Raw genomic sequence first — 24,073 nt, 5'->3', positions numbered from 1 at the left:
ATTCAGCCAGTTTCAATCCACGCGCCTGCATGAGGCGCGACACGCGCAGCGTTGTTATCGTGTCGCTGATGTTCTGGTTTCAATCCACGCGCCTGCATGAGGCGCGACGCGCATAGCGACAATTGCGCCGTCAGCCAACGTGTTTCAATCCACGCGCCTGCATGAGGCGCGACTGGCCGTAACAGCGAAAGGCGGTAGAGCTACCGAGGTTTCAATCCACGCGCCTGCATGAGGCGCGACTTTCAGCGACAGCTATTTTACTTTTGCCAGAGCCACGTTTCAATCCACGCGCCTGCATGAGGCGCGACAAATGCCCGGACATCAGAAAGGCTTGGCAGCTGGTTTCAATCCACGCGCCTGCATGAGGCGCGACTTCACCAACAAAACCCTGACTGGACATATGATCAGTTTCAATCCACGCGCCTGCATGAGGCGCGACTGCCTTTTTGCAAAGGCGGGTGTAGTCTAACGCTAAAATGTATTTAGCGCTAACCGACAAAGATTATTCAAATAACGAACGTAAAAATACAACGGGCTTACATTTAACTTTTAAATTCAGTTAGTAAGCCCGCCGCTAAAGATCTGGCTTTTTAAAGAGCACTACCGGTTAGCGATTAGATAATCAGCGTATCGGCAAATAAATCCAAAGCCGCTTTGGCGCCATGGTGTTCTACTTTACTGCGCCAGCTTTTACCCAGAATGTAAAACCGCAGGCTATCAACTTCTTCATCGTACGTAGCCAATAACTCAGCTTTCAACCTGACCCATTGCGCCGGGTCGATATCACACTCAAACACCGAGTACTGCACACGGGTGCCGTAGTCCTGACAAATTTTGGCAATACGTCGTAGCCGGGCTTTGCCATCTTCTGAACTAAAGGATACGTCGTAGGTAATTAGTACCATCATAAAAGAGCTACCTGCTACTTACTAAAAAAGGGTGGATACTCAGCTAGGTCACCACGCAGGTGCCGGGCCAGCAACATCGCCTGAATGTAAGGCAATAAACCGATTTCAACGTCTTCGCCCAAAAAAGCATGCTTAATGGTTTGCTGTTTGCGGCTTTGGTATTCTTGCAGTACTAGTTTGCGGGCATCATCTTTTAGCTTTACTGCGCCACCGGCTTCTGCCACAAAATCTGTTGCTTTAAGTTGTTGCCGGTTCAGTAGGGTAAGCACTAAACGATCAGCGATAAAAGCACGGAACTCTTCCAGCAAATCCAGCGCCAGGCTGTCTCTACCTGGCCGTTCCTGATGCAAAAAGCCCACCTGAGGGTCAAGCCCTACGCCTTGTAAAGCCGCACTGATATCATTGCCTAGTACTGAGTAAATAAACGACAGTAGCGCATTAACAGGATCGGTCGGAGGCCTCCGCACCCGGCCGCAAAAATTAAAGCCTTTTGCACTGCCGGTAAGCAATAAATTAAATACCGAGAAATACCGTGCAGCAGCATCTCCTTCGTAACCACGAATTTTATACAGGTTGGTGGCCAGCTTTAACGTATCCAAAATATGATTAAGTGCCGTTATCTGGGTAGTTAATTCAGGCAATACGCCATGATTACGCTGCTGACGCTGCAGTACCTGCTTTTGCATCTGTATTTTTGCCGCTACGATATTTCGGGCAATGGAGTGTGGATCTTCATCCGCTCTGCGGTATTGGCTTCTTCGCAACAATACATTACCCGATTGCTTGCCTTGAATTCTGGCCAGAAAACGGCCATATTCGGTAAAAAATGCCAGATTCACCGCGTTTTCACCACAAAACCCCATAACTTGCGGCGATACCATCACATTGCCAAAGCAAAAAATGGCGCCGATACCGTGAATAGGTAACTGCGCCACCTTTTGTTTATTGATATCAATAACAAGAGTTTCACGTTCTTTATGCAGATAAGCGCCCTGTGTATTGATATACAAACTATTCTGCAGTTTTTTCATCAGTATCATCCGTGGCAAAGAGTTTTTTTACATACTTGCGGCTGTTGTCTTGTTGCAGCAATTTGGGATTGCATAAGTCATACAAACTGCAGGCATGGCAATGCTTGCCATATACTGCCTTGGGTGTTTGGCCCGAGGCCAGCATTGCTGCTACGTCGGCGATTACTTGTAAAGTGCGCTGGCGCAGCTCAGTGCCCAACGCAATAACTTGCCGGTGGCGGGTTTGGTGATACCACAGTGCGCCTTCGGGTATATTCTGCCCGGTCATTTCTTCCAGGCACAGTGCCTGCGCACAAAGTTGAATTTCATCCCAATCACCGGGTTTGGGTTTGCCGCGTTTGTACTCTACCGGGCATAATTTGCCGCTGGATAAGTCACGCTCTACTAAATCCAGCTTACCGGTTATGCCAAGCTTAGGCGCCGCCACCTGCACACCGCGTTCAAACCGCACTCCTTTGCGGGTTTCCAGTTCGCCACTGTCTACCCGCTCATGCAGCAAGTTGCCTTGTGCAGTCAGATAATTGTCTGCCCACACTTGCTCGTTATGTATTAGTGCACACTGGCGGGGGCAAAAAGCAAAATGCTGTAAGGCCGCCAGTGGCACTAAACGCCTGTCAGCATCAGAAGCCATCAATCTCTTCTGGCGTTAACCCTGCTAACTGGCTTATTTCATAACTACCATCAGGTTTGACATTCAGCGTTCTGTGTACCTTGGCAGATGAATACTGCCCGGCCTTGCTGCTATGTTGCCACCAAATCACCTTTTCAACCGCCATAGAACCCTCTGGCCGTGCAGAGGATGCGTCGCCTTCAAACAATTTTGGTAGTATCGATTTAAGCGCATTCGCATCTGCGTCACTAAAACCGGTTTTTTCAGCCAGTTGAGGCGACATAGCACCAAATGCAACATAAACAGCGTGATCAACACGATGTTTCATACCCATAGTGTCTGAGCCTTTTTTACTGCCATCACCATCACCACTAACACTTTTGGTGATCTGCGTACTGGTAATACTTACCGGTTCAATGCTAAAAGCAGAATGAATGCTAACCGGCCCACGAATGGGTATAGATACACCGTCTCCTCCCTTCTTTTCTCCTTCAAACGCAAATAACTGACCAAATGCCCGAACATCAAACCACGCCTTGCATGCTTTTTCAGCAGCTTCTTTAGCTGGTGTTTTCTTAGCGTCCAGAGTGTCTTTACCTAAAACACCTTCCGCACGTTTTCTTAGAGAAACATAATGATCAATTTTTTTCTCGTCAGACTGTACAAAAATCGCTTGGCCGGAATCTTGTGAGCGGTCGCGAATTTTGCGCTTTAAACAAACATCAGTAATTTCGCCAAAGCCATCATAATCTGTGCGTGGGCGGTTACCATTTAACGGGTCGCCGTTTGGATTAGCATTTTTTACTGAAAAAATAACTGCAAAATCAATTTTCTGGCTCAGTGAACTCATTATTCTTCTCCTTCAAGTATTGTTAATTCTGGTTCTTCTACGGACTTAGATACCCACTGCCCCTTTTCTAACTTATGCTCTCTGAGCCATTTCCGCTGACAATGGTATCCGAGTAGATATTCCCCGCTTAATTTTTTAATCAATGAGAAATCGTCCCTGTCAAAAGCATCAGAAATATCATCTAACAACCTGTTATAAGCCGCCTCTAAAGGCGGGAGCTTAGCGCGAAGTCTCTGTTGGTAAGGCACCAATGCCTCGCGGATATTCACCCATGTTGATGCCGGACGATCTGCAAATCTTTGCATCAGTCGACTTGCATGGGTTGAACGGCTTGGTTCACTGGCAGCAATCATTGCCATTTCTTCAATACGCTCAGCAACCGCCAGTAATCGTCCGTACAGGTAGTCTCTTGAAGCACACTGCATGTCTAGTGACATAATATAGTTTCTCCTTTTATTTGAATCCGGTTGGCGTTCTGGATGGTGAAATCCACGATAAAGTGAACATGCAACGGCCAGATCGTTCATCCATGCGTTCAATTCACTTACTGGTGTTGAATACTGATCTTTGAGTCGTTTAATGTTTCTGTTACTAGCTCGCTGAATAGCAAGGTCGACAATATCTCTGGGTATAGGCCGCCCATCAGCAATGCAGGGTAACAAGCGTTCATATAAGTTTTTTCGTAGCTCTTTGTTGCTATCAACAATGCTGCCATAGGCAGCTTTCAAAATTTTGGATGGCGACGGAGCACTTATTACCCAATAAGTTTCTTTGTGCACTTTCTTTCCACTTTCTTGAGTCTCCTTGCTAATCTGCAATGACCAAGCAAAATGACGATGCCATTTTTCAATAGTGGTTACATATTCCTTAGCCATAAAATCACGGTAATAAGTGATCGCCATTCTTCCAGGCGTTGCTGAGTCAAGCGCCATGACAATGATACTTTCGTGTTCTTTAAGATGAGCTATACGTCCATCAAAATACCCTGCCATATAACGGTTTAGGGCTTTGGCAAAACTTTCCCCAAGATCCGACGTAAGATCAGTTGCAGTAGACAAAACATCCTTACTGTCATTAATGATTTCATCGAAGTCGTCCAAATCTAAAGTGGGCACCAAAGGTGCTGGAACTGATTTTCCTGATACTGCCCAAGCAATCACGGCCTGTTTTCCGTTTTCAACACCTTGTCTGCCCAGTAGCCATCTGAGTGCATTGTGAGCTTTCTGTGTAGTTTCAAAACTCACACCTAAGGCCTGATATCCTGATTTTTTGATGCTTCCTTTGCTATCAGTGAAGCGACCACGGAAGGTGAACCCATCGGTGTCATTAGCAGATATTAACTTCGCACCGTTTTCTGAGCGGAGTATTTTAGAGGGATGATTTGAAGCGAGGGGCTCAATGATACCTTTAACGAAGCACAGGCCTTCTGCTGAATCTAGTGAAGAATCAAATGCCACCCATCTACGCTGAAGCTCCAAGTCCACCCAAGTATCTGATAATGGCTCATTGTCCTGCTCCACCGTCCAGCACACTAAAGCACTACCTTGATCAAATTTTTTTGTTGTCCCATCTTTCACGATTGATTTAAATACTTCTGGAATAGTACCTGTGACCTCTTTTATTTCCTCAGAACTTGACGGTGTTATTAGTACTCCTGACCTTGTGAATAGTATTTTATGCTCTATGAGATCTTTAATTACGCTCCCTTTATCTACGTACTTCAAGACCGCGACAGCTTTTGGATGTGTAAATGCTGAATCACACCAAGAAGCCAAAAGTGCGCGGTAACTTTCAAAGAAGTGCGGTTTTTCACCGCCAAAGTCTGGATAGTCTTTAGCTATATAATGCAGCTTGTCGCCTAGCGGGTGAGGCGGTGGCAACTTTCCAGTTCGACTCGCTGACTGTTCCGTAGCAGGCAAAACAACAGGGGTTTTAGTGAGTACTGAAGCACGTTTAAAGTTTCCATCTATGTCAATTACTATATTGATATTGGCATTTTGCCTAGTGTGGCTAACAGGCATAGGTTTAACTTCATCAGGGATATCAAGCTTCATTGCCTGTTCATAGGTGTCATATAGCTTTGCCATCCAACTCATAACGAAGCCTCCTCACTCTCCACAGCTAACAGGTTTTCGTCCAAATAAAACTTTTTCGCTTCCATTTCGCGTACAAAACGTCGAATTTCACATTGTTCAGGCTTAGGAAACTCCAATACTCCCTTCATCATGGTGGCACGCCAAAAGCGGCTGTGTAATTCTTTCCCTCCAGTTTCGTCTGGATAATCGAAGCCATGAAACATCAGACCGAACGATAACTCATCTATTTCGTCAAAGGCTCCTGGACCTTCACCAAATTCACAAGGTTCCACATAGCCTTGGCAGTCCCTCACACCAAGAAAAATATCCTGCCGACCGCCTTTTTGCAGCATTCGCTGAACAATGGAAAAATGTTTACCGTCAATCCGATCTTGGCTCAACTCTGGTCTATGCGTGTTCCACTCAAAATGAGCCTGAACCTGATATTCCACATCACGAAGAAAGGTATAAATTGCTAACTCATTTTTGCTTCCATCATTCCAAACCAACGGTTTTGTCCCCTTGGTTTGGGTACGAATTGGTTTGATAACTCTAACCTTATCAACATGCCAGACAATGGTAGGCTTCCAGTAAATGGATTTAAGCACGCCTTTGATCGCTTCATAGGTGGGTACATGGTAAGTGCACTTCTCCCCGCCAATCTTAGTAATAGGGTCGGTAAACAATGCATAGCGCCCCGATAATTTGAAACTGATGCTGTTTTTCATGTTATCTCCTATAAAACCTGAGCCGACATCATGTTGACGCGCTCAGCTTCTAACCCGAAACTCGTGCTGTAGTGCGCTTCATCCAAGTAATAGATTCCGTGTCCCTGCTGTACTTCGTGCACGGCGTCCTGCTCCAGAAGTTTTTTCCATACATTGGGAAAGACATTGACGCTGTATTGCTGAGCCTGTCGTAATAACTGGTAATAGCGAGGAGCATCAAAATCCTTTGCCACCGAACAAAGCTCAGCTACCACCTCCCGACCTTCGCCGTACTGAACAATTACAGCCTGAGTTGGCGCATCAATTGCCTTGAATTGTTTACCTGCTTCCATAAAAGCCTGCCGTAGCAGCGGGATTTGTCCGTCACGGCCAGTGAAATTGCCGTTGCTTCCCGTTCTTGTACTTAACAGATTCAACAAATTGTCATCTCTATGAAGTTTGTTCCCGACCAATCGATAACTCATATCGTCAGCACGATCAAAAAAGTAGTAGCGGAAATATTGACTGATTGCGGCAGGTGACAATACATCATCGTATCCTTCAGACAAGACCCGCTCTGCTTTATCTTTACCTATCTCAATATCCTTTAACAGGCCAGTGCTTTCCTTGTCCGGATTCACCACATAAACTTGACCCTTAACTAAATTTCCCTCTGAATCAACTAGCCGACCATTGCGATTGCAACGTCCAGCTGCCTGAGCTATCGAGTCCAATCCAGCCAGAAAACGGATGACAGAGGCGAAGTCCACATCGACCCCAGCTTCAATTAACTGCGTTGAGATGCAAAGCACTGGCAGCTTCTGCTCCAGCCGGGATCGAATTTTTCCCAGCAAGACCTTACGATGAGCAGGGCATTGATTGGTGCTAAGATGAAATAGTTGGGATAGATCTACCTGCTCAGAACACTGTTGATACAATTCCTGCGCCCAGCCTTTGGTGTTAACAATCACTAGACAACTACCATGTTCCATAAACTGCTCCACAGCTAGCTGGGAAATTTCCTGCGCTTTCCAGCCACCAGCTTTTATCTGGTTATGGATATCTACCCGTCGCAACTGAATAAAATGCCGTTCAAAAGCTCCGGCCAGTTCGTTTTCAATGGGAATGTTTAACTGTCCTTTCTTCGGACTTTTCAACTCGTTTAGCAAGGGCTGAGTCGCTGTACAAAGCACTGCCGTGGTATTGGCTTGCTGCGTGAGAAAGTTCATGGCATTGCAGAAAATGTGGACACAATTTACCGGCAACGTCTGGATCTCATCAAAAATCAGAACACTTTTGGCCAGTTGATGCAACCGCCTCACGCCTTTAGTTCCTCCACTGAACAAGGTTTCCAACAGTTGAACCATAGTGGTCAGCACGATAGGTGCATCCCAATTTTCAGATACCAGCTTGGTTTGCCAAGTTTGCTGTTCCGGCTCCAGATTTGAGTGATGTTCCAACACTCATGGCCTGACATCACTATCTCTTTCTACCACTTCCCGGATTACATTGGCGTTTTGCTCAATGATAGAGGTATAGGGAATGACGTAGATAATACGCTCCAAAGCATGATGTCTGGCATGGTGCAGAGCGTAGCGCAAACTGGCATAAGTCTTTCCGCCACCGGTCGGTACTGTTAGGGTGTAAATGCCTTGTGCTCGTTCAGCATTGACTTTACAGTTATCAGAAATTTCCCTCCGCAATTCATCAACATAGTTTCGCGGAGTTAAAGTCGCCAAGTGTTTCTCCAAACGCTCCAGAGCCATATTCCAATCTACCGGAGCGGCATTATTTAACCTTTCACTTAGTCTGGCAGGATCTTCAAACTCGGCACTATTGAGCCGGTCTGCATCAATCAGGCAACTGAACAAAAAGCGGGTGAAAAAGCCCAGATTGAAGTAGTCGATCATTGATGGCTCTTTAAAGTTGACGAATTGAGCGAGTTGACCGAACACTTCCTTTACCAAATCCACCGTTGCAATTTGTTCAACAGCTTTAATAATTTTCTGATCTGCGGCCTGCAAACATTCGTCGAGGTGAACTTTTTCATCTGGTTTGCGCATACGCTCAGTAAACACGGCTCTGTCATCCATGCCAAAGCAATCAATCAGACCGCTGTGATGTGATGCAATACAAAGCGACAAAATCTGACCGCACAGCTCACCTTGCCCTCCAGCACCAAAACGGTTAAGTCGCCTCCAAACCAACTGAGCTCCGGCAGTAGAATGGTCGACCTTTCCTTTCATGCCTCTGGCATCGACATAATCATCTTCATCAGGGTTGATTTCGCCAGTGGCAGATTTGATATATATCTGAAATTCCTTGCTATATTTCCCAAAGTCATGCAAAAGACCAAGTAACTTTCCAGCGTTTTCAGCGCCAATTTTTTTAGCAAAAATGCTAGCAATATCTCCCACCTCGATTAAATGAGAGTGAAGCAACTGACATTGACCATCCACCTTTCTTTTGTGCGCAATAAAACTGGTCTTCAGCATTCTTTATCCCTTTCCACGCTGCTTTTTAATATTGGCCAATTCGCCACTATTAGCGTCAAAATTCAACATCACCACTCTACCCTCTATCCCTAATTGCACAACACTGTACAAAAACACCTGTAAACTAACTGTACGGGTGCTTGATAAACTTATGATTTTTCTTCAAATAACCAGGGTTTTACTGCGTCAACATTGCTTAGCACCAACTGCTGGGCTTCGGGGCTGATGTTGATGTCACGGATATTTACCTGCATTTCCTGCAGCACGTATTGAGCTAAACAAGCACGGGTGTGAATGTGTAATTTGCCGTGTTGCATTTGGTAATCGTGGGCCAGAACTTCTTGTTGTTCCGGTTTTAAGCGGGGGTCGGGTCGGAATTCCAAACACAGTTTTGTGGTCCAGCCGCTGTCTTGTGCTGCACTGATGTGGGTTTTGTTCATTAAATCAGGCTGGCCGCGAAAGCGGCTTAATACAAAATCGCGGTACTGGTTTGATTTTTCGCAAAAGGCCCGCAGGTGCCAACGCAAGCCGGTGCTAACAAAGTGGTGCGGTACAATAATGCGGCCCTGGCGATCGGGGTTGGTAACCGAGACATAGTCAACCTCTACCCGGCGCTGCTGGCGAATGGCACTTACCAAAACCCGGATAATGTCTGCACTGACCTGACGCGTTGGCAATGCCAGCGTGGTGTGCGGCAAGGCGGTGCTCACATCGGTGATGGCGTCCTGATGGCTGATCCAGTTTAGATATTCCACCACATCGCCGTTGATAAACTGCGCTATAAAGCTGCTTTGCGGTAAATAGCTTTTGTAGCTGGCGTGATACAGCAAATTGGCGGGTGCCAATTGTCGGTAGTACTGCAAATCTTGCTGTGCCTGGGTACGACTGATAGCAAATTGCTTAATAAGGTGGCTGGCGCTGATCCGGCCTTCCCACCAGGCTATCAGTTCGATAAACCATAAGCGTTTGTCCTGATTAATGCTAAGCACTTCATCTCCCTGAAGTTTGTCATAGGCTAACCATACCTTAACGTAACAGGTACAAAGACAACAAGCGGTTTGTTACTGGGTGGGTAAAACCAGATAGCGCTTAAGAATATGCTGCTGAAACTCTGGGGAAATGAGTTGCCAATCGAGCACGTCTACTTTAATCGGCAGGTCGGATTCTTCCAACGCATCTTGTAAAGCAAACAGCTGCCGTTGTGGTATCGCGCTAGCGGCTTTCAACACTAAGTCTAAGTCTGAGTGCGGTTTGGCATTGCCGTTGACGCGTGAGCCAAAGGCCCAAACGGTAACGCCGGGCACATGCTGTTGCAGAATACTTTGTAGTATTTGCAAATGCTGCGGCGCTAAATCAAGCATTGCGCTGTTCTAATTCGGTTAATACTGCCTGGGCTTGCTGCGCAAATTGAATTGCTGCCTGGTACACACTTTGTGCTTTTAGCTGATCATAAGTGTGCGAAGTAATATTGCGCTGGCGGCGAAATTCAAACCACTGCTCAGGCTCCGTTAGCAAGCCAGCTTCAAAAGCAGTGCGGATTAAATCTTTAAAAGAAAGCTGGTCTATTTCAGCCGGTACAGCGGCATCTTGCTCTAATTGCCGCTTCAGCATTTTGTAGCACAGCTCGTAGCTAAATTCGAAGTTTTGGATCACTCCGGCAATAATCAGGCGCTGCTGACTAGGTGTAAGGCTGGCAATAAAGGTTTGATTCTGGCTATCTTGTAAAGCCTGCTGTAACGACAACACCGCTTTCTTTAATGCGCTAAGTTCGAGTTTGGGTAACTCCATAGCCGTTACACCTTATGACAATGAATAGCGGCAATTTACCGCAACACCCGTCGGGCGGCAACGAATACCTGCATTAAACCACGGTTAACCATTGACAGGCTTAAAGCCGCACTTTACTTTAGCGGCTCTTCTCTGTGCAGTTCTCTACTGCGGGTGTAGTTCAATGGTAGAACGAAAGCTTCCCAAGCTTTAGACACGGGTTCGATTCCCGCCACCCGCTCCACTTCTATGGTAGGTTTTCCCGGTAAACCGATAGTATTTCAATCTGTATCGCGGTTACCCGATAGACGAAACTATATTTTTTATAACAGATTTTCCTGATATCAGCGCCAAATTCCGGCATCGGTATGCCCGAGTCTGGAAATTCCAACAGAACTTTGTTTAGCCACAATTCAAACTGATTCAGATAGTCGACAATAAAAGCGTTTGATAAGCCTTGTTCTGATAAGTGGCTGGCTATTTGTGCGAGGCGTTCACTGGCTCTGGGTGAAAAAACCAGCGCTAATTTACTCATACCTGGCGCGAATGCTGTTAAATACATCGGCCGATTTTAGCGCTTGCCCTTGCTCTAACTGACTTAGCGACACCTTAATGTCATCGTTAATACGTTTTGTCTGTACAAACTCAGCAAAGGCACGCGCAACCGATTGCGGATTATCGCCGAAAGCCTGTTTTAAATCCGCTTCCAGCGCTGGGTTGTCTATTTGAATATTTAACATTTACATACTCCACTTACGGTTGCCTGTTCAGCATACTGTGTAACTGAGTGTAGCTCAACTGTCCGGCACAGCTTCCCAAGCTTTAGACACGGGTTCGATTCCCGCCACCCGCTCCAGCCGCCTGCGGCAAGCAGACGGTGTTGTGCGTTACCGTGCTAAGTTGTGAATTAGCGCAGTTTGCGTAAACGAAATACATCCCGCAGCGCTTCCCAGGCCGGAAACATCGCAATAATTATCAGCGTTATCATGGCGCTACGTTCTAATTGCTGCAGGTTAAATATGCCATACCAGCGCTCGGCATTAAGCTGCAGCAGAGGTGAAGTACTGGCCAGATATAACGCTATAACGGCAATAGTAGTGTTAAGCAGCACATGGCTGGCTAACATGCTGCGGCTCCACAGCCGCTGCTGCAGTTGCCATAACGAATGCACTATGCCTAATACAATCACCGGCGTGCTGTATTGTAAAATTGTTCTGACATTGCTACTGAGGAACAAGCTACCCTGTGCCAGTTGCTCTGCCGATTGCCACCATGGGTACCAGATCACCACCAGCAAGAAAATGTAGCTGGCTAAATCAGTAAAGATGTCCTGCAGGGCTATATGTTGCCAGCCTGGCCCAGCCAGCGGCAGTTTTTCCGGTTGCCAGTTGGCGTTGCAGCTGGTATTGGCTGCAGGTTGCTGGCGTGACATCAACCAAAACGCCAGAGTAATAGAAGTAAAGCCAAAGCAGGCTTCATCTATAAAACCACCTAACAACACTAAGACATAACTGATCAGGCCCATATCAGCACTGCTTAACCAGTGCGTCGTTACGTCTACTATGTGCAATACAAATAATACGCCCAGTACCATAAATAAGGTGTTTTTATACAATGCCATATAGCTGGCATTAATCAGCGGCTGCACCGGCACAAACTGCTGGGCTACAGTGCGCGGATGGCCCATTTTTTTCAGTAATGCCGCAACATCAGCGTTACTCTGTTCACCCTGTTGCTCTGTCAGTGCGTCCAGTTGATCCATAATATTGGCATTTAACTCGCGGCCAATTTCATCGCGTTTGGATTCGGGCAACTCACGTTGCACCGCGGCAATATAGCGTTTTACCAGTTCCATTAACTCATCTCCTGTGGTGCCGTGCTTAGCAAGCCGCCAAGCGCGCCGTTTAAATGTTGCCATTCGTCAGTTAGCTGGCTAAGCAGCTGCGCGCCGAGCTCGGACAGCTGATAGTAGCGCCGTTCGCGCCCCTCACCCTGGCGCCATTCACTGCTTAGCAACTCCTGCTCGGCCAAACGGCGCACCAACGGATATAAGGTACCTTCGTCGATATCGATCCCGCCGTCCTGCAGTTGCTTGCGTAGTGAATAGCCGTAGTGCGGTTGCTTTAGCGAGGCCAGTACGGCCAGCACCAGTACGCCGCGCCGCAGCTCCAGCCGCATTTTATCCAGTTGTGCTGTAGTCATCTTCGTTGCTTCCTATACTGTGTCACGCATACTGTGCGTCACACAGTTAAATATACTATGCGCCATACAGTATAAAAGCAAGTTAGTTGCCCAAATAAACGTCAAAAAATATTAAACTGTTATTTTTCAAATACTTAAAACAAAATAGTTGGCAGTGAAGCGAGTAATAACGCAGTTTAGCGATGAGATAACAGGATGCGACGCCCGGTGCGCCGCATCATTAAGGTTGGTAAACGGTTAAAATGCCCACCTTAACCAGCGCAGCCCAACGGCACGGCGGACAGTTTTAACTACAGTGTTGTGTCGCAGGCTAAACATCACGCCGGCACTGCAGCTAAGCATTAAACCTGGCGCAGAGCTAATAAAAACAAGCGCGCGCTGCTGCAGCAGCTGCTGCTGAAATTGCAGATTGTGCTGCAGCCTGGCACCTTGCTCAGCAAGCTGCTGCACCCGCAGTCTGCGGCTTAATAATAGTTTATCAATCAGCATGCGATCCACCTGTTTGTGCAGGCTTATCTCTGGCGGCAAATACACTACACAGTTGTTGCCAGGTATGGCTAAACCCCACCTGAGATAACACGTAGCGTAAACTGCGCCAACACCAAAACAGCAGTAAACACTGCAACAGCAGCAAAACGCTGGCGGTAATAAGCGCTGTGCCGGTTACCTGAAAAACCACATATCCGATAACCAGCAACATACTGCCCCACAGCAAAATTAGCCCCGCGGCAAAACACACCACCAGGCCAGCCGCTACGGTAATACTGCGGGCAGATAACGACAACTCCGCCTGTGCGGTGTCGGCGGTCAGTTTTATTTGCTGCGTATAGTTGCTGCTAATACACCAACTGATAGCGGCAAGCTCAGTTAATTGATCCCATGTTTGTTCGCCAATATTTGCTGCCTTAGCAGGTTCAGGCGCCTGCGGCGGCGCCTCGGCTGTTTCACGACTTTGCATGCTAATGCCCTATCGGCGACGCAATAGTGAGGTAAGGAGCACGCCTGCGGCAAAGGCAATACCAGCAGTCGCTAACGGGTTTTGTTCCGCCAGCTGCCGGGTTTTGCTGTATGAGCTTTGCAGCTGCTGTTTAATGTGTTCCTGCTTTTGAGCAATATTGTCGCGCGATGTCGCAGCCGTTTTACGTAAGCTGTCTTCTGCGGCGGCAGCTTTCTCTGCCATCGCATCTACAGCATGATGCGCTGCCTGACTGGCTTTGTTGGTTACCGGCGAATTTGCAGCGCCATTTGCTGAACTGCCTGCCTGAGTTGATGAACTGGCCATAACAATCTCCTTGGTTAACGCGATGAATAGCAGCCCTCAGCTGCTTACTACAACGTTGACAACGCAATGGCTATGCCATAAAGAGAAAGATGATTATAAACAAATATTTATATTGTTTCGGTGGATAAAACCATCTGCAAAACCCTGAAAAAAACTGTAGATGTTACCTGCTGCAAGTAATCTTTACAGGGTAAAAAAGCGACCAAAACCAGACATCAGTCTGGCTTTGGCTGGAGAAAACATTAGTGGCTGTGGTTAAGGGCACATGCCTGGCGCAACTGACGCCACCACCACAACAACGCTGCGACTAACAGCGCTAAGGGTGAGCTGCTGCCACCGCCGGAACCTGAATTAACAGCGTTGTTTTGCCCGGCGGCAACCACGGCAATGCTGATATCGTCACTGCTACTGGCACCACGGTTGTCAGTTGTGGTGACTCTGAATGTCAGGCTGGCTGATGTGGCAGGCGCGACAAAACTGGCACTGGCGCTGGCAGCATTTTGCAAGGTGACCGCGGCGCCGCTGATTTGCTGCCATTGGTAGCTGATAGTATCGCCCTCGGCATCGGTTGCCACAGCACTAAGCGTTACCGTTTGTCCGGCATTGACCTGGCGGTTTTCTCCGGCATTTACCTGGGGAGCGGTATTGCTGTCGTTATCCAGAATGGTAACAACCAGACTGCCGGTTGGGCCGACCACACTGCCAGCCACACTGAGCAGCTGCACTGTAAAGGTTTCGTCCGGCTCTTGCAGTGCATCATCAATAACAGTCAGCATGATAGTTTTGTCGCTGCTATCAGCATCGGCCCAATCCAGTTGTGCGCTGGCGGCGCTGTAGTCGGCTCCGACGCTGGCGCTGCCATCCTGGGTCTGGTATTGCACACTCAGGGCACCGCTGCTGCCGCCAATTCGCTGCACGGTGATGGTAACGCTGTCGCCTTCGTTAGCCTGCACTGCGCTTTGCACCAGGCTCAGGCTACCTGGCCAGGGTGGCTCGGTACCAAAACCCAGCACTGCTATAGCCGGGGCGGCCAGGGTTGCACCGCCTTGCACATCATACAGCCTGACCAGCACAGTGCGCTGGCTCACTTCGCCGTTGTCCAGCGTCGTCACGCTAAGGGTTTTGTCACTGTTGTCATTAGCTGCCCAGCTTAAACGGCCTGCGCTGGTTTCATAGTCGCTGCCTGGCAACGCGCTGCCGGCAAAGGTGTGATATGCCACGCTAACCTCGCCTGCCCCCTGTGGCCGCTGCACCCGCAATTGCGCCACTTCGCCCGGCTCTACAACCACTGTACTGTTGGTAAAAGACAATGCTCCTGCCGCCACAGCTTTGGTATTGTCGGCCAGGATATACAGGCCAGAATTAATATCACTGCCTAAAATAAGTCCGGAGGGTAAGAAAGGATAAGTGCCCCACATACCGTTAAAGGCCGCACCGTCAGAGGGTAAAAAGGTGTCAAAAAAGCCCGCTTCTGTAGGCGCCGCCGGGTTAGTGATATCCAGTATCGTTAAACCACGCTGATAATTAGACATGTAGTAGCGGTTACCACGGACAAAGCCATTATGATCTATCGCCAGCGTCGGCCCACGCCAGAGGGGTTGCAATACCGGGTTACGTAAATCGTCCAGTGCGTAGATCCTAAGCGTGGTATTTAACGCAAAGCTGGATTCGTCCAGTTCATCATGCACAAACAGAAACCGGTTGTCTTCACTGCTCCAGCCGGAATGCACATAAGCTACCTGATCATAGCTAAACTGCGCTAACTGACTGGGTGACGCCGGCACTGAGCTATCCCACAGCCGCACGTCCTGCTCATTAAAATCAAACAGTATCTGACAGGGGCTTTGCTGACAGTCACTTAGTGCGCGCGCATCGTCAATTTGCATTGATGCCACATCATGGCTGTAGTCACCGGCAACAGCCTGTTGTTGCCACAGCGGCACCGGTGCGGTTGGGTTTGCCAGCGACAGGCTGCTTACTGCGCCGCGCTGGGTATTTTGCCCGGCCAGATGTAATAAAGGCGCGGTGGTGCTGTTTTGGCTATTACTGCTGTAATCGACACCACTGATATAAATATTGTGCGTTGACATAACACCGTTGTAAGTCGCGGCCAGTGAGATTTCAGAGGGTAAGCGGGTTAAATCGATGATCTGAATACCATCACTGCCTTCAGATGACACATAAGCATAGGCCTGCCAGCGGCGCAGTGTGCGGTCAAAATATTGATACACCTTAATATCGCGCCAGGTGGTGCTGCTGCCGGCTATAGTGCCGACTTCAACCGGGTTTTGCGGATCAGCCAGGCTAACCACAGCGGTACCATTGCGTAAGCCAATAAGCGCATATTCAGTGCCACTGTTTAGATCGACATGGCCCCAGATATCATTGGCAGAAGATGGCTGCGAGCTAAAATCAGCCAGCGCCATATGCGCCACTAAATCAATATTATGACAACTGAAATTACCGGCTTTGCCATTTACGCATTGCTGCGCGGTTTGCGAGTGACTCAGGCTTTGATGCTGCAACAGCCGCAGCGCTAAGCTGTCGGACAGCTGTGCCTTACCGTCGCGAATAAGATGAAAACCCCGCCGGCTAACCTCATCCTGCCATTGCAGCGGAATGCCACTTAACAAGGTGCGGTTGATATCCGGCGCCTGCAGCTGGTAATGGTCGATGCGGCTGTAACCGCCCAGTACCGGCACCAAATCACTGCTAAAGTAAAACAACTGCTCGTCATCTGTCAGCTGATAATGGCCGGCAGCCACCAACACCTTGTCACCTTTGTTGGCCTGCTGCACGGCATAAGCAATGCTCTGGCACGGCCGCAGCGGCTGATCACAACGGCCGGCATCCTTGCCGTCGGTCGCAACATAACGGGCTTTGTCATGCTCGGCATGCGCCTGTACCGGCAGCGGTGCTGTCAGTGCCAGTACTGTTAACATTAGTGCTGCTACGCCGGCCTGCTGCAGGCCAGAAACGGCTAATTGTTTATCCATTTGTCGCACCTTGTCCATCGACCCTTGTTGTAATTTGCGCTATTGTTAACGCCATCATATTGTTATGCAAGTGTTTCTTTATGTTAAGACTTAGTCTGGCACTGCTGCCCGTTTTACTCAGCGGCTGCGGCCCTGCGGCACCAAAATCCAGTACAACCCTGTCTGTGCAATTACACTTTAACGGCGCACCATTACACTGTAGCAGCCCTATCGACATTGCCGGGCAAAACTGGCATTTGCAGCAACTGCAGTTGTACTTAAGCGACTTTAGCCTGAACAATAACGCTTTATTGCTTGACCCGACGCTGCCCCATCAACAAGCCCGGCTGGCACTGCTTGGCAGCGTCTGTGACAACAGCGCCACCCAGAGCGCAAACTGGCAAGTTAAGTTTACCCGGCCGCTGACACCAGGTGAGCTGACATTTTTTGTGGCGGTACCACAGTCGCTTAATCATCAGGATCCGCTCAGCGCTAAAGCACCGCTTAACCAAAGTGATATGTACTGGAGCTGGCAGCAGGGTTATAAGTATCTGCGCCTGGAGTTAGCCGGCGCACAACAACAGTGGGCACTGCATTTAGGCGCCAGCGGTTGCCAGTCGGCCAGCCCGCTGCGCCCGCCTGCCACTGCCTGCGCAGCACAAAACCGACCGCACGTGCGGCTTAATTATCAATACGGCCAAAACCTGACGCTGGATTTAGCGCCGCTGCTTGCAGACATAGCCTTATCTGCCGATAACCACTGTATGTCAGATCCTAACCGCTTAAGCTGCCAAACCTTGCTGCCCCGGCTGGGCATAGAGGCACCGCCGCTGGGCTGGAGTATGCAATGAGAATTGCGGCTGTTTTACTGCTGGTTTTGCTAAGCAGCTGCAGCAAACCGCAGCAAGAATACCAGTGGCAGTTGCCCGACGGCTTTCCGTTACCGGTAGTACCGGCCGACAATCCAATGAGTGCAGCCAAAGTAGAGCTGGGCCGGCATTTGTTTTACGACACCGCACTTTCAGCTAATCAGCAGCAAAGCTGCGCCAGCTGCCATCAGCAGCAATATGCGTTTAGCCAGAGGCTCAAGGTGTCGGTGGGTAGTACCGGCCAGCCACACCGGCGCAATGCTTCAGCACTGGTCAATGTGGCTTACAACAATACACAAACCTGGGCCCACGATGGCCTTAGCCATATTGAAACACAGCTGATGCTGCCGCTGTTTGGTGACTCGCCGGTAGAACTCGGTGCCGGCGGCCATGAACAGCAGATCTTAAGCCGGTTACAGCGTGCGCCTTACCCGCAACTATTCGCCGCTGCCTTTGCCGACAGCCAGCCAAATTTTCATCGCATTATTGATGCCCTGGCCAGCTTTAGCCGCAGCTTGTTATCGTTTAACTCGCGTTTTGACCGCTATGCCTACCAGCAGGATGACGCTGCGCTTACCAAGCAAGAACTGCAGGGGCTGAATTTATTTTTCTCAGAAAAGCTCGAGTGCCACCACTGCCATGGCGGCTTTAATTTTACCCAGGCTACCAGCCACCAACGTCAGCCGCTGGACAGAAGGCCATTTCATAATACCGGCTTGTACTATGTCAGCCGGCCCGATTTAGCCGGTATGGGCTACCCGCAGCACGACACCGGCTTAAGTGAAGTTACATTAAACCTGGCAGACGACGGCCGTTTTCGCGCGCCTACGTTGCGCAACGTGGCATACAGCGCGCCCTATATGCATGACGGCAGTATAGCTACGCTTGAGCAGGTAATAGACTTTTATGCCGCCGGCGGCCTGGTAACAACAGTGAATGGCCAGCCAAGCGATGGCCGGCAGCATCCGTTAAAAAGTAGTTTTATACGCGGCTTTGCTCTAACCGCAGCAGAAAAACAGGCGTTACTGGCGTTTTTACACAGCCTGAGCGACGAGCAATTTATTACCAACCCGGCTTACGCCAACCCCTGGCTTAGCGAGCGCCCCCACTAAGCGTCACTAAATTTTTGCTATTTTAACTGCCACAGGCTAAATTACTGGATATTGATACAGTATAAATAAAATTACGCTTATGATGCTATACATCGCAGAGAAGCCCAGCGTCGGCCGTGCTGTTGCTGCAGTGCTGGCCAAACCGCAGCAAAAAGGCGACGGCTTTATTAAGCTGGCTAATGGTGACGTAGTGACCTGGTGTATTGGCCATTTACTCGAGCAGGCCGAGCCGGAAGCCTACAATGCCGAATACAAAAAATGGCGCAAAGAGCATTTGCCGATCATTCCAACCGAATGGAAACAACAAATAAAACGCGAAACCAGTAAGCAGTTTAGCCTGGTCAAAAAACTGATTAACCAGGCGGATGTGCTGGTTAATATGGGCGACCCGGATCGGGTCGGGCAAATTCTGGTTGATGAAGTGATTAACTATGCCGGCATCAGTAAAACCAAGCGCGACGCCACTCAGCGCTGCCTGGTAAACGACATGAACCCGACCGCAATTAAAAAGGCGCTGAATAACCTTAAGCCCAATACAGATTTTATTCCGCTGGCTACCTCAGCCTTAGCCCGGGCCCGCGCCGATTGGCTGTACGGCATTAATATGACGCGGCTATGTACCCTACTTGGCCAGCAAGTGGGCTATCAGGGGGTGTTATCGATTGGTCGGGTGCAAACACCGGTGCTGGGTTTAGTGGTACAGCGCGATCAGGACATTGAAAACTTTGTTAGCAAGCCATTTTATGACGTCTTTGTCACGTTAGAGACCACACAGCAGTGCACTTTCCAGGCTAAATGGCAGCCCAGTACAGCCTGCCAGCCCTACCAGGACGACGATGGCCGCGTTGTAGTTAAAAAGCTGGCCGAAACCGTATTACACAAGGTACTGCAGCAAACGGGTAGTGTTAAAGCGGTAACACGGCAACAAAAAAAGCAGGCAGCGCCGCTGCCTTACAGTTTGTCGTCACTGCAAATTGACGCCGCCAAACGCTTTAGTCTGCCAGCGCAAAAAACGCTGGATATTTGCCAGCAGTTATACGAGCGGCATAAGTTAATTACTTACCCAAGATCAGATTGCCGCTACCTGCCCGCCGGCCACTATGCTGAGCGCAGCGCCGTCACCACAGCCATTGCGAATACGGCAACCGACTTAGCCACAGCCGTAAGCCAGGCCGACCTGACACTTAAAAGCAAAGCCTGGAACGATAGCGAAGTTGGTGCCCACCACGCCATTATTCCCACCTCTACCAGCATGGCGGCCAGTCGCTTAAGCCACGAAGAGCTAAAGGTGTACCAGCTGATTGCCCGCCAGTATTTAATGCAGTTTTATCCGCCGTTTTTGTACAGCGAACACCAGATTGACTGCGAACTGGCGGGCGGGCTGTTTATCGCCAGGCAAAAGTCAGTTATCGCCCAGGGCTGGAAGGCGCTATTAACCACTGAGCGGCCCGGCGATAGCAATAACGCACAGGACACTGATTTTTCGCCCACGCCTCTGCCGGATGTGAAACAAGGCGATGTACTGCAATGTATTGACGGCAAGCTGGATGAAAAGCAAACCAGCCCACCGAAACACTTTACCGATGCCACTCTGTTGGCCGCTATGACCGGCATTGCCCGCTATGTTAGCGATCCGGAGATTAAAAAGGTGCTGCGGGAAACAGACGGTCTCGGCACCGAGGCTACCCGCTCCGGCATTATCGAATTATTATTTAAGCGGCAGTTTTTAACCCGGCAAGGCAAAGACATTCGTGCCACCGAGATTGGTAAAAAGCTGATTAACAGCTTACCCCAGCGTATGGTGGTGCCCGATATGACAGCGCACTGGGAAGCCCAGCTAGAAGCCATTTGTGCAAAACGGCTGCGTTACAACGATTTTATGCAGCCGCTGCAAAGTGGTTTAACAACACTGCTAACAGAGCTTGAGCAACAACAAAGCGGCTTTAGCGCATTAAAAGGCCTGGGACAGCAGCGCGGGCAACGGCGCAAACCGAAAACCAGGCGCTTTAGTGCGAAAAAGCCGACAAAATAAAGCTGAAGCTGTAACCGGCGTCTACACAGAACCAACGCCCGAAAGTGTTATACAAACGCAATTGGTTGCTACAGCTATTGCAGGCGCTTTAGCTTCAGGCCACTATTAGCGCTGTTATTTCATCTGGCCGGAGCTTACTGTGCGTTGTACTGTTACCTTATTGCTGGCGCTATTAGCGCTGCCACTTGCGGCGCAAAGCTATTACCCACCGCGAGGCGACTGGGCCAGCGTAAGCCCAGAGGCATTGCAGGTGGATGCCGCTAAACTCTCTGCAGCCGTTGACTATGCCCTTGCCAGCGAAAACCCGGCAGCTAAAGATCAGGCCATAATACAAGCCACTACTTTCGGTGCCCGCGAGCCCTATGATCAGATCATCGGCCCTATGGGCATACGCGCTGCTGCCAACGGTCTGATTGTGTACAAAGGCAAACTGATAGCCCGCTGGGGCGATGTCGACAGTGTCGATATGACGCACAGCATAGCCAAAAGCTTTTTAACCACTGTTACCGGCTTAGCCTGGCAACAAGGCTTAATTGACAATCTGCAAGATAAGGTTGGCCCTTATATGCCCCATGGCACCGCGCTGTATGATGGCGAGCACAACAGCCAAATCCGCTGGGAGCACCTGCTGCGCCAAACCAGCGACTGGCAAGGCACTTTGTGGGGCAAGCCTGACTGGGCCGATCGGCCCGAGAGCAAAACCCCGGCCGACTGGCCAAACCGGCCACTGCGCACACCCGGCAGCCACTACAAATACAATGATGTGCGTATTAACCTGCTGGCGCTGTCAACCTTGTATGTCTGGCGTAAGCCACTGCCTGAAGTGCTTAACCAACAGATTATGCAGCCGATTGGCGCTTCCTCTACCTGGCGCTGGTATGGCTACGACAACAGCTGGATCGAACTCGACGGCCAAAAAGTGCAATCGGTGTCCGGCGGCGGCCACTGGGGTGGCGGTATTTTTATTAACGCCTGGGATTTAGCCCGTTTTGGTTATTTATTTTTACGCGACGGTAAATGGCAAGACCTGCAGTTAATCAGTAAAGACTGGATCGCCATGGCAAGAACCGGCGGTAACGCCAATGCCGAATATGGTTTTGCTAACTGGTTTTTAAACCCGGGCCGTCAAGCCCTGCCCAATGCGCCGGAAACCGCCGTTACGTTTCAGGGCGCCGGCCGTAATGTGATTTATATCGATCAGCAAAATGACCTGTTGATGGTAACGCGCTGGATTGGCAATGGTGACGAGCTCAATCAACTGGTGGGTAAAGTACTAGCTGCGCTGCCGGACTAAAGGTTAGCGTTCATTTTCACTACCCTGGCTAAGGCTTTTGTTATAGCTCTTTAAACTACAGCAATTAACATGGCTAGGGTTCACGAGGTATCAAATTGGCCGCAGTAGACTTGATTTCTATCTGCCCCGGTTATTTAAGATTCAACATATTAAACAACAGACGATACGAGCCTGACCAGTGGCTTTCGTTGACTTAACTTATGATATTTCATTTAGTTAGTCGCGGCTCACTGTTTACTTCTTGCACAGCAATTAGATGAGCCCGTCCGTAACCACCAAACAGAAGCGGCTGCACTTCTAACGTTACGTTCAAGGTAACACCTCGTTTTTTCAGTTCGTGGGGACTAACCGCCCATAGTCGCTTTTTATCCTCTTTACTGACAAAAAAGCGCTGCCCTCCCTCAACAATTGACACAACAGAATTTCCTAAGATGATAGTTTCGATAAAGTCGCGATTCGAAATGTTGATATCAACGAAATCAAATACTATTTCACTTTCTATTTTTATCGACTGGTTAAAATCTGGCAATCGATATAAGACTATTGAAATCAGTAGGTATGACATTATGCCAATCAAAAGCAACAACACTAATTCTCCAATAATTTTCAACTGATGCTGAACCACGAGACGCAATCTTTGAATCAATTTTTCTCCAATGTCTACGCTGTATGCTTAACGCTAAGTTCAACAACTTACAAACTGTCCAGCAAGCGTAACTTGCGAGCTGGAACAATAATGTGGACTCCCCATGACTATCCGGCATCGACCTACCAAACTGAAAATATCTAATCAAACAGTGACAATTGTGGGGAAGTCGCACGGAGCAGTCTAAACGCTGTGGGGGCGATATTGCAAAGCTGATGTTTCAAATTTATGGCGTTAATGCTAATTCTGCTAAAACTGTTGTAGTGTACAAAATATCCAGCTACGAGGTACGGCGCTTTGTCGCTAATAAACCAGCGATATTGATTGGCATTAAAACCTGCGGTAGTGCATATAATTAAGCGCGCGAACACAGCTTACTGCTGAACAAAATCCGCAGCTATATGTATCTGTTTAGCATGGTGATTAACCAAGGCCGTTCAGCACTGGCCAAAGCATTACCGCTGGTTAGTGAAAAAGAGTCCCTGCCCTCACTGATTCATCAACGCATGGCAGCTTTAGCTGATAAGCCGACCTATTTAGGAACACGCTCTGATGCGCTCAGTAACCGGATTTTACAATTTTCATCATGATAGATTTGGTAGCGCTATTGATTTAACCCCACCACACAGATACAATTTTATCACTGCAAAATAATGGTTTTATAATAATTGTGAAGTATAAATTTTTCTTTGTTTTTTTTCCGCTCATTTCGTCTTTCCCATGTTTTTCTGATACTTATTATGCTGGAATCGATTATACGATGACAGGTATTGAACTTAGTGGAGAAAAAGCTAAACCAGATGCCACCGCAATACGATTGGGAGCCAGTAATAACAACATGGCGCTTGAGGTTCAATACCTCATCTCCAATGAAACAGATAACATTTATAATATGAAGTTCGATTTAGAACAAAGCGTTGGACTTTATTTTGTTATGCAATCAGGCATCACTGATGGCTACGGTTTAAATGTTTCACTAGGTTATGCCATGAATAAAATGGCGGTTTCTGGTCCATCGAATACCTACAACGGTAAAGACCAATACGACGGTTTTTCATGGCGCATAGCCTTACTTCAACAAATTCCTTACTTAGAGCGGACCCAGGTCAGGCTTGCTTATCAATCCTTATATAAAGACAGCGATATTGAAATAACAGGGATTTCCCTTGGTATTACATACCAGTTTTAGCAGCTGAATATTTGCTACAAAAAGGCATT

The 24,073-nt window shown here is 48.6% G+C and carries 26 protein-coding genes, 1 tRNA gene and 1 CRISPR repeat array (1 of these 28 cut by a window edge); of the genes, 7 read left to right on the top strand and 20 right to left on the bottom strand.

The genetic code is table 11. The annotated features are described in order from the left end of the window. Positions 1-439: a CRISPR direct-repeat array (repeat unit 32 nt; unit sequence GTTTCAATCCACGCGCCTGCATGAGGCGCGAC) (it extends 2,246 nt beyond the left edge of the window). A gap of 175 nt (positions 440-614) precedes the next feature. The 11 genes from cas2 to MN202_RS02825 form a co-directional block, all read right to left on the bottom strand. Next, positions 615-908: a CRISPR-associated endonuclease Cas2 gene (cas2, locus tag MN202_RS02875; RefSeq protein WP_305974171.1), complete on the bottom strand. Its 294-nt coding sequence runs from the start codon at positions 906-908 to the stop codon at positions 615-617. Positions 909-922: 14 nt separating this feature from the next. After that, on the bottom strand, positions 923-1,939 hold the full coding sequence (cas1c, locus tag MN202_RS02870) for a type I-C CRISPR-associated endonuclease Cas1c (RefSeq protein ID WP_335734583.1): 1,017 nt from the start codon (positions 1,937-1,939) through the stop codon (positions 923-925). Next, complete coding sequence (gene cas4, locus MN202_RS02865; protein WP_335734582.1) at positions 1,920-2,570, bottom strand: CRISPR-associated protein Cas4; 651 nt, start codon at positions 2,568-2,570, stop codon at positions 1,920-1,922. Before cas4 ends, cas1c begins: the two co-directional genes overlap by 20 nt. After that, a complete protein-coding gene (gene cas7c, locus MN202_RS02860) occupies positions 2,560-3,399 on the bottom strand; it encodes a type I-C CRISPR-associated protein Cas7/Csd2 (protein ID WP_335734581.1) in 840 nt (279 codons plus the stop codon). Before cas7c ends, cas4 begins: the two co-directional genes overlap by 11 nt. Next, a complete protein-coding gene (gene cas8c, locus MN202_RS02855; RefSeq protein ID WP_335734580.1) occupies positions 3,399-5,495 on the bottom strand; it encodes a type I-C CRISPR-associated protein Cas8c/Csd1 in 2,097 nt (698 codons plus the stop codon). The genes cas7c and cas8c overlap by 1 nt, the downstream gene beginning before the upstream one ends. After that, positions 5,492-6,202 (bottom strand): type I-C CRISPR-associated protein Cas5c, encoded by a 711-nt coding sequence (gene cas5c, locus MN202_RS02850; RefSeq protein ID WP_335734579.1) that lies wholly within the window; start codon positions 6,200-6,202, stop codon positions 5,492-5,494. The genes cas8c and cas5c overlap by 4 nt, the downstream gene beginning before the upstream one ends. Positions 6,203-6,210: 8 nt before the next feature. Further along, the gene (locus MN202_RS02845) at positions 6,211-7,641 is read right to left on the bottom strand and encodes a CRISPR-associated helicase/endonuclease Cas3 (RefSeq protein WP_335734578.1); all 1,431 of its coding nucleotides are present in this window, start codon (positions 7,639-7,641) and stop codon (positions 6,211-6,213) included. A gap of 3 nt (positions 7,642-7,644) precedes the next feature. Next, on the bottom strand, positions 7,645-8,676 hold the full coding sequence (locus MN202_RS02840) for a CRISPR-associated endonuclease Cas3'' (RefSeq protein WP_335734577.1): 1,032 nt from the start codon (positions 8,674-8,676) through the stop codon (positions 7,645-7,647). A 149-nt stretch (positions 8,677-8,825) separates the two neighbouring features. Further along, complete coding sequence (locus MN202_RS02835; protein ID WP_335734576.1) at positions 8,826-9,665, bottom strand: BrxR family helix-turn-helix transcriptional regulator; 840 nt, start codon at positions 9,663-9,665, stop codon at positions 8,826-8,828. 72 nt (positions 9,666-9,737) lie between these two features. Beyond that, positions 9,738-10,037 (bottom strand): nucleotidyltransferase family protein, encoded by a 300-nt coding sequence (locus MN202_RS02830; RefSeq protein ID WP_335734575.1) that lies wholly within the window; start codon positions 10,035-10,037, stop codon positions 9,738-9,740. Further along, entirely contained in the window at positions 10,030-10,464 is a 435-nt protein-coding gene (locus MN202_RS02825) for a nucleotidyltransferase substrate binding protein (RefSeq protein ID WP_335734574.1), read from the bottom strand. Before MN202_RS02825 ends, MN202_RS02830 begins: the two co-directional genes overlap by 8 nt. 149 nt (positions 10,465-10,613) lie before the next feature. Here MN202_RS02825 and MN202_RS02820 point away from each other — a divergent pair. Beyond that, positions 10,614-10,687, top strand: a tRNA-Gly gene (locus tag MN202_RS02820). A 3-nt stretch (positions 10,688-10,690) separates the two neighbouring features. Here MN202_RS02820 and MN202_RS02815 read toward each other — a convergent pair. From MN202_RS02815 to MN202_RS02780, 8 genes are all read right to left on the bottom strand, one after another. Next, positions 10,691-10,978 carry a type II toxin-antitoxin system RelE/ParE family toxin gene (locus tag MN202_RS02815; RefSeq protein ID WP_335734573.1) on the bottom strand — a complete coding sequence of 96 codons (288 nt, stop codon included), beginning with the start codon at positions 10,976-10,978 and terminating at the stop codon, positions 10,691-10,693. Further along, positions 10,971-11,183 carry a hypothetical protein gene (locus tag MN202_RS02810; protein ID WP_335734572.1) on the bottom strand — a complete coding sequence of 71 codons (213 nt, stop codon included), beginning with the start codon at positions 11,181-11,183 and terminating at the stop codon, positions 10,971-10,973. Before MN202_RS02810 ends, MN202_RS02815 begins: the two co-directional genes overlap by 8 nt. A gap of 167 nt (positions 11,184-11,350) precedes the next feature. Further along, complete coding sequence (locus tag MN202_RS02805; RefSeq protein WP_335734571.1) at positions 11,351-12,298, bottom strand: HAAS signaling domain-containing protein; 948 nt, start codon at positions 12,296-12,298, stop codon at positions 11,351-11,353. Then, positions 12,298-12,645, bottom strand: a complete 348-nt coding sequence (locus MN202_RS02800; protein ID WP_335734570.1) for a PadR family transcriptional regulator — start codon at positions 12,643-12,645, stop codon at positions 12,298-12,300. Before MN202_RS02800 ends, MN202_RS02805 begins: the two co-directional genes overlap by 1 nt. Positions 12,646-12,882: 237 nt before the next feature. Next, the gene (locus tag MN202_RS02795) at positions 12,883-13,134 is read right to left on the bottom strand and encodes a hypothetical protein (protein ID WP_335734569.1); all 252 of its coding nucleotides are present in this window, start codon (positions 13,132-13,134) and stop codon (positions 12,883-12,885) included. Beyond that, a complete protein-coding gene (locus MN202_RS02790) occupies positions 13,124-13,603 on the bottom strand; it encodes a hypothetical protein (protein WP_335734568.1) in 480 nt (159 codons plus the stop codon). The genes MN202_RS02795 and MN202_RS02790 overlap by 11 nt, the downstream gene beginning before the upstream one ends. Positions 13,604-13,612: 9 nt before the next feature. After that, positions 13,613-13,927, bottom strand: coding sequence for a DUF883 C-terminal domain-containing protein (locus MN202_RS02785; RefSeq protein WP_335734567.1), 315 nt, complete (start codon positions 13,925-13,927; stop codon positions 13,613-13,615). Positions 13,928-14,169: 242 nt separating this feature from the next. Continuing rightward, positions 14,170-16,923: a choice-of-anchor B family protein gene (locus tag MN202_RS02780; RefSeq protein WP_335734566.1), complete on the bottom strand. Its 2,754-nt coding sequence runs from the start codon at positions 16,921-16,923 to the stop codon at positions 14,170-14,172. 80 nt (positions 16,924-17,003) lie between these two features. Here MN202_RS02780 and MN202_RS02775 point away from each other — a divergent pair, with 80 nt between their 5' ends. The 4 genes from MN202_RS02775 to MN202_RS02760 all read left to right on the top strand — a co-directional run bounded on the left by MN202_RS02775 (position 17,004) and on the right by MN202_RS02760 (position 22,209). After that, positions 17,004-17,753: an MbnP family copper-binding protein gene (locus MN202_RS02775; RefSeq protein ID WP_335734565.1), complete on the top strand. Its 750-nt coding sequence runs from the start codon at positions 17,004-17,006 to the stop codon at positions 17,751-17,753. Next, a complete protein-coding gene (locus MN202_RS02770; RefSeq protein ID WP_335734564.1) occupies positions 17,750-18,883 on the top strand; it encodes an MbnH family di-heme enzyme in 1,134 nt (377 codons plus the stop codon). Before MN202_RS02775 ends, MN202_RS02770 begins: the two co-directional genes overlap by 4 nt. A gap of 79 nt (positions 18,884-18,962) precedes the next feature. Then, positions 18,963-20,915, top strand: coding sequence for a DNA topoisomerase III (locus tag MN202_RS02765; protein WP_335734563.1), 1,953 nt, complete (start codon positions 18,963-18,965; stop codon positions 20,913-20,915). 139 nt (positions 20,916-21,054) lie between these two features. Continuing rightward, entirely contained in the window at positions 21,055-22,209 is a 1,155-nt protein-coding gene (locus tag MN202_RS02760; RefSeq protein ID WP_335734562.1) for a serine hydrolase domain-containing protein, read from the top strand. A 208-nt stretch (positions 22,210-22,417) separates the two neighbouring features. On the opposite strand, the gene MN202_RS02755 is transcribed toward MN202_RS02760, so the two are convergent. Beyond that, positions 22,418-22,855 carry a hypothetical protein gene (locus tag MN202_RS02755; RefSeq protein ID WP_335734561.1) on the bottom strand — a complete coding sequence of 146 codons (438 nt, stop codon included), beginning with the start codon at positions 22,853-22,855 and terminating at the stop codon, positions 22,418-22,420. Positions 22,856-23,256: 401 nt separating this feature from the next. Here MN202_RS02755 and MN202_RS02750 point away from each other — a divergent pair, with 401 nt between their 5' ends. Together MN202_RS02750 and MN202_RS02745 are read left to right on the top strand one after the other, a co-directional pair. Beyond that, entirely contained in the window at positions 23,257-23,445 is a 189-nt protein-coding gene (locus tag MN202_RS02750) for a hypothetical protein (protein ID WP_335734560.1), read from the top strand. A 170-nt stretch (positions 23,446-23,615) separates the two neighbouring features. Further along, the gene (locus MN202_RS02745) at positions 23,616-24,044 is read left to right on the top strand and encodes a hypothetical protein (protein WP_335734559.1); all 429 of its coding nucleotides are present in this window, start codon (positions 23,616-23,618) and stop codon (positions 24,042-24,044) included. The last annotated feature ends 29 nt before the right edge of the window (positions 24,045-24,073 follow it).

The organism is Rheinheimera muenzenbergensis (genome assembly GCF_036984005.1).
Taxonomy (GTDB): domain Bacteria; phylum Pseudomonadota; class Gammaproteobacteria; order Enterobacterales; family Alteromonadaceae; genus Alishewanella; species Alishewanella muenzenbergensis.
The sequence above is the reverse complement of the archived record's forward strand: the minus strand, read 5'-3'. Positions and strand labels throughout refer to the sequence as shown.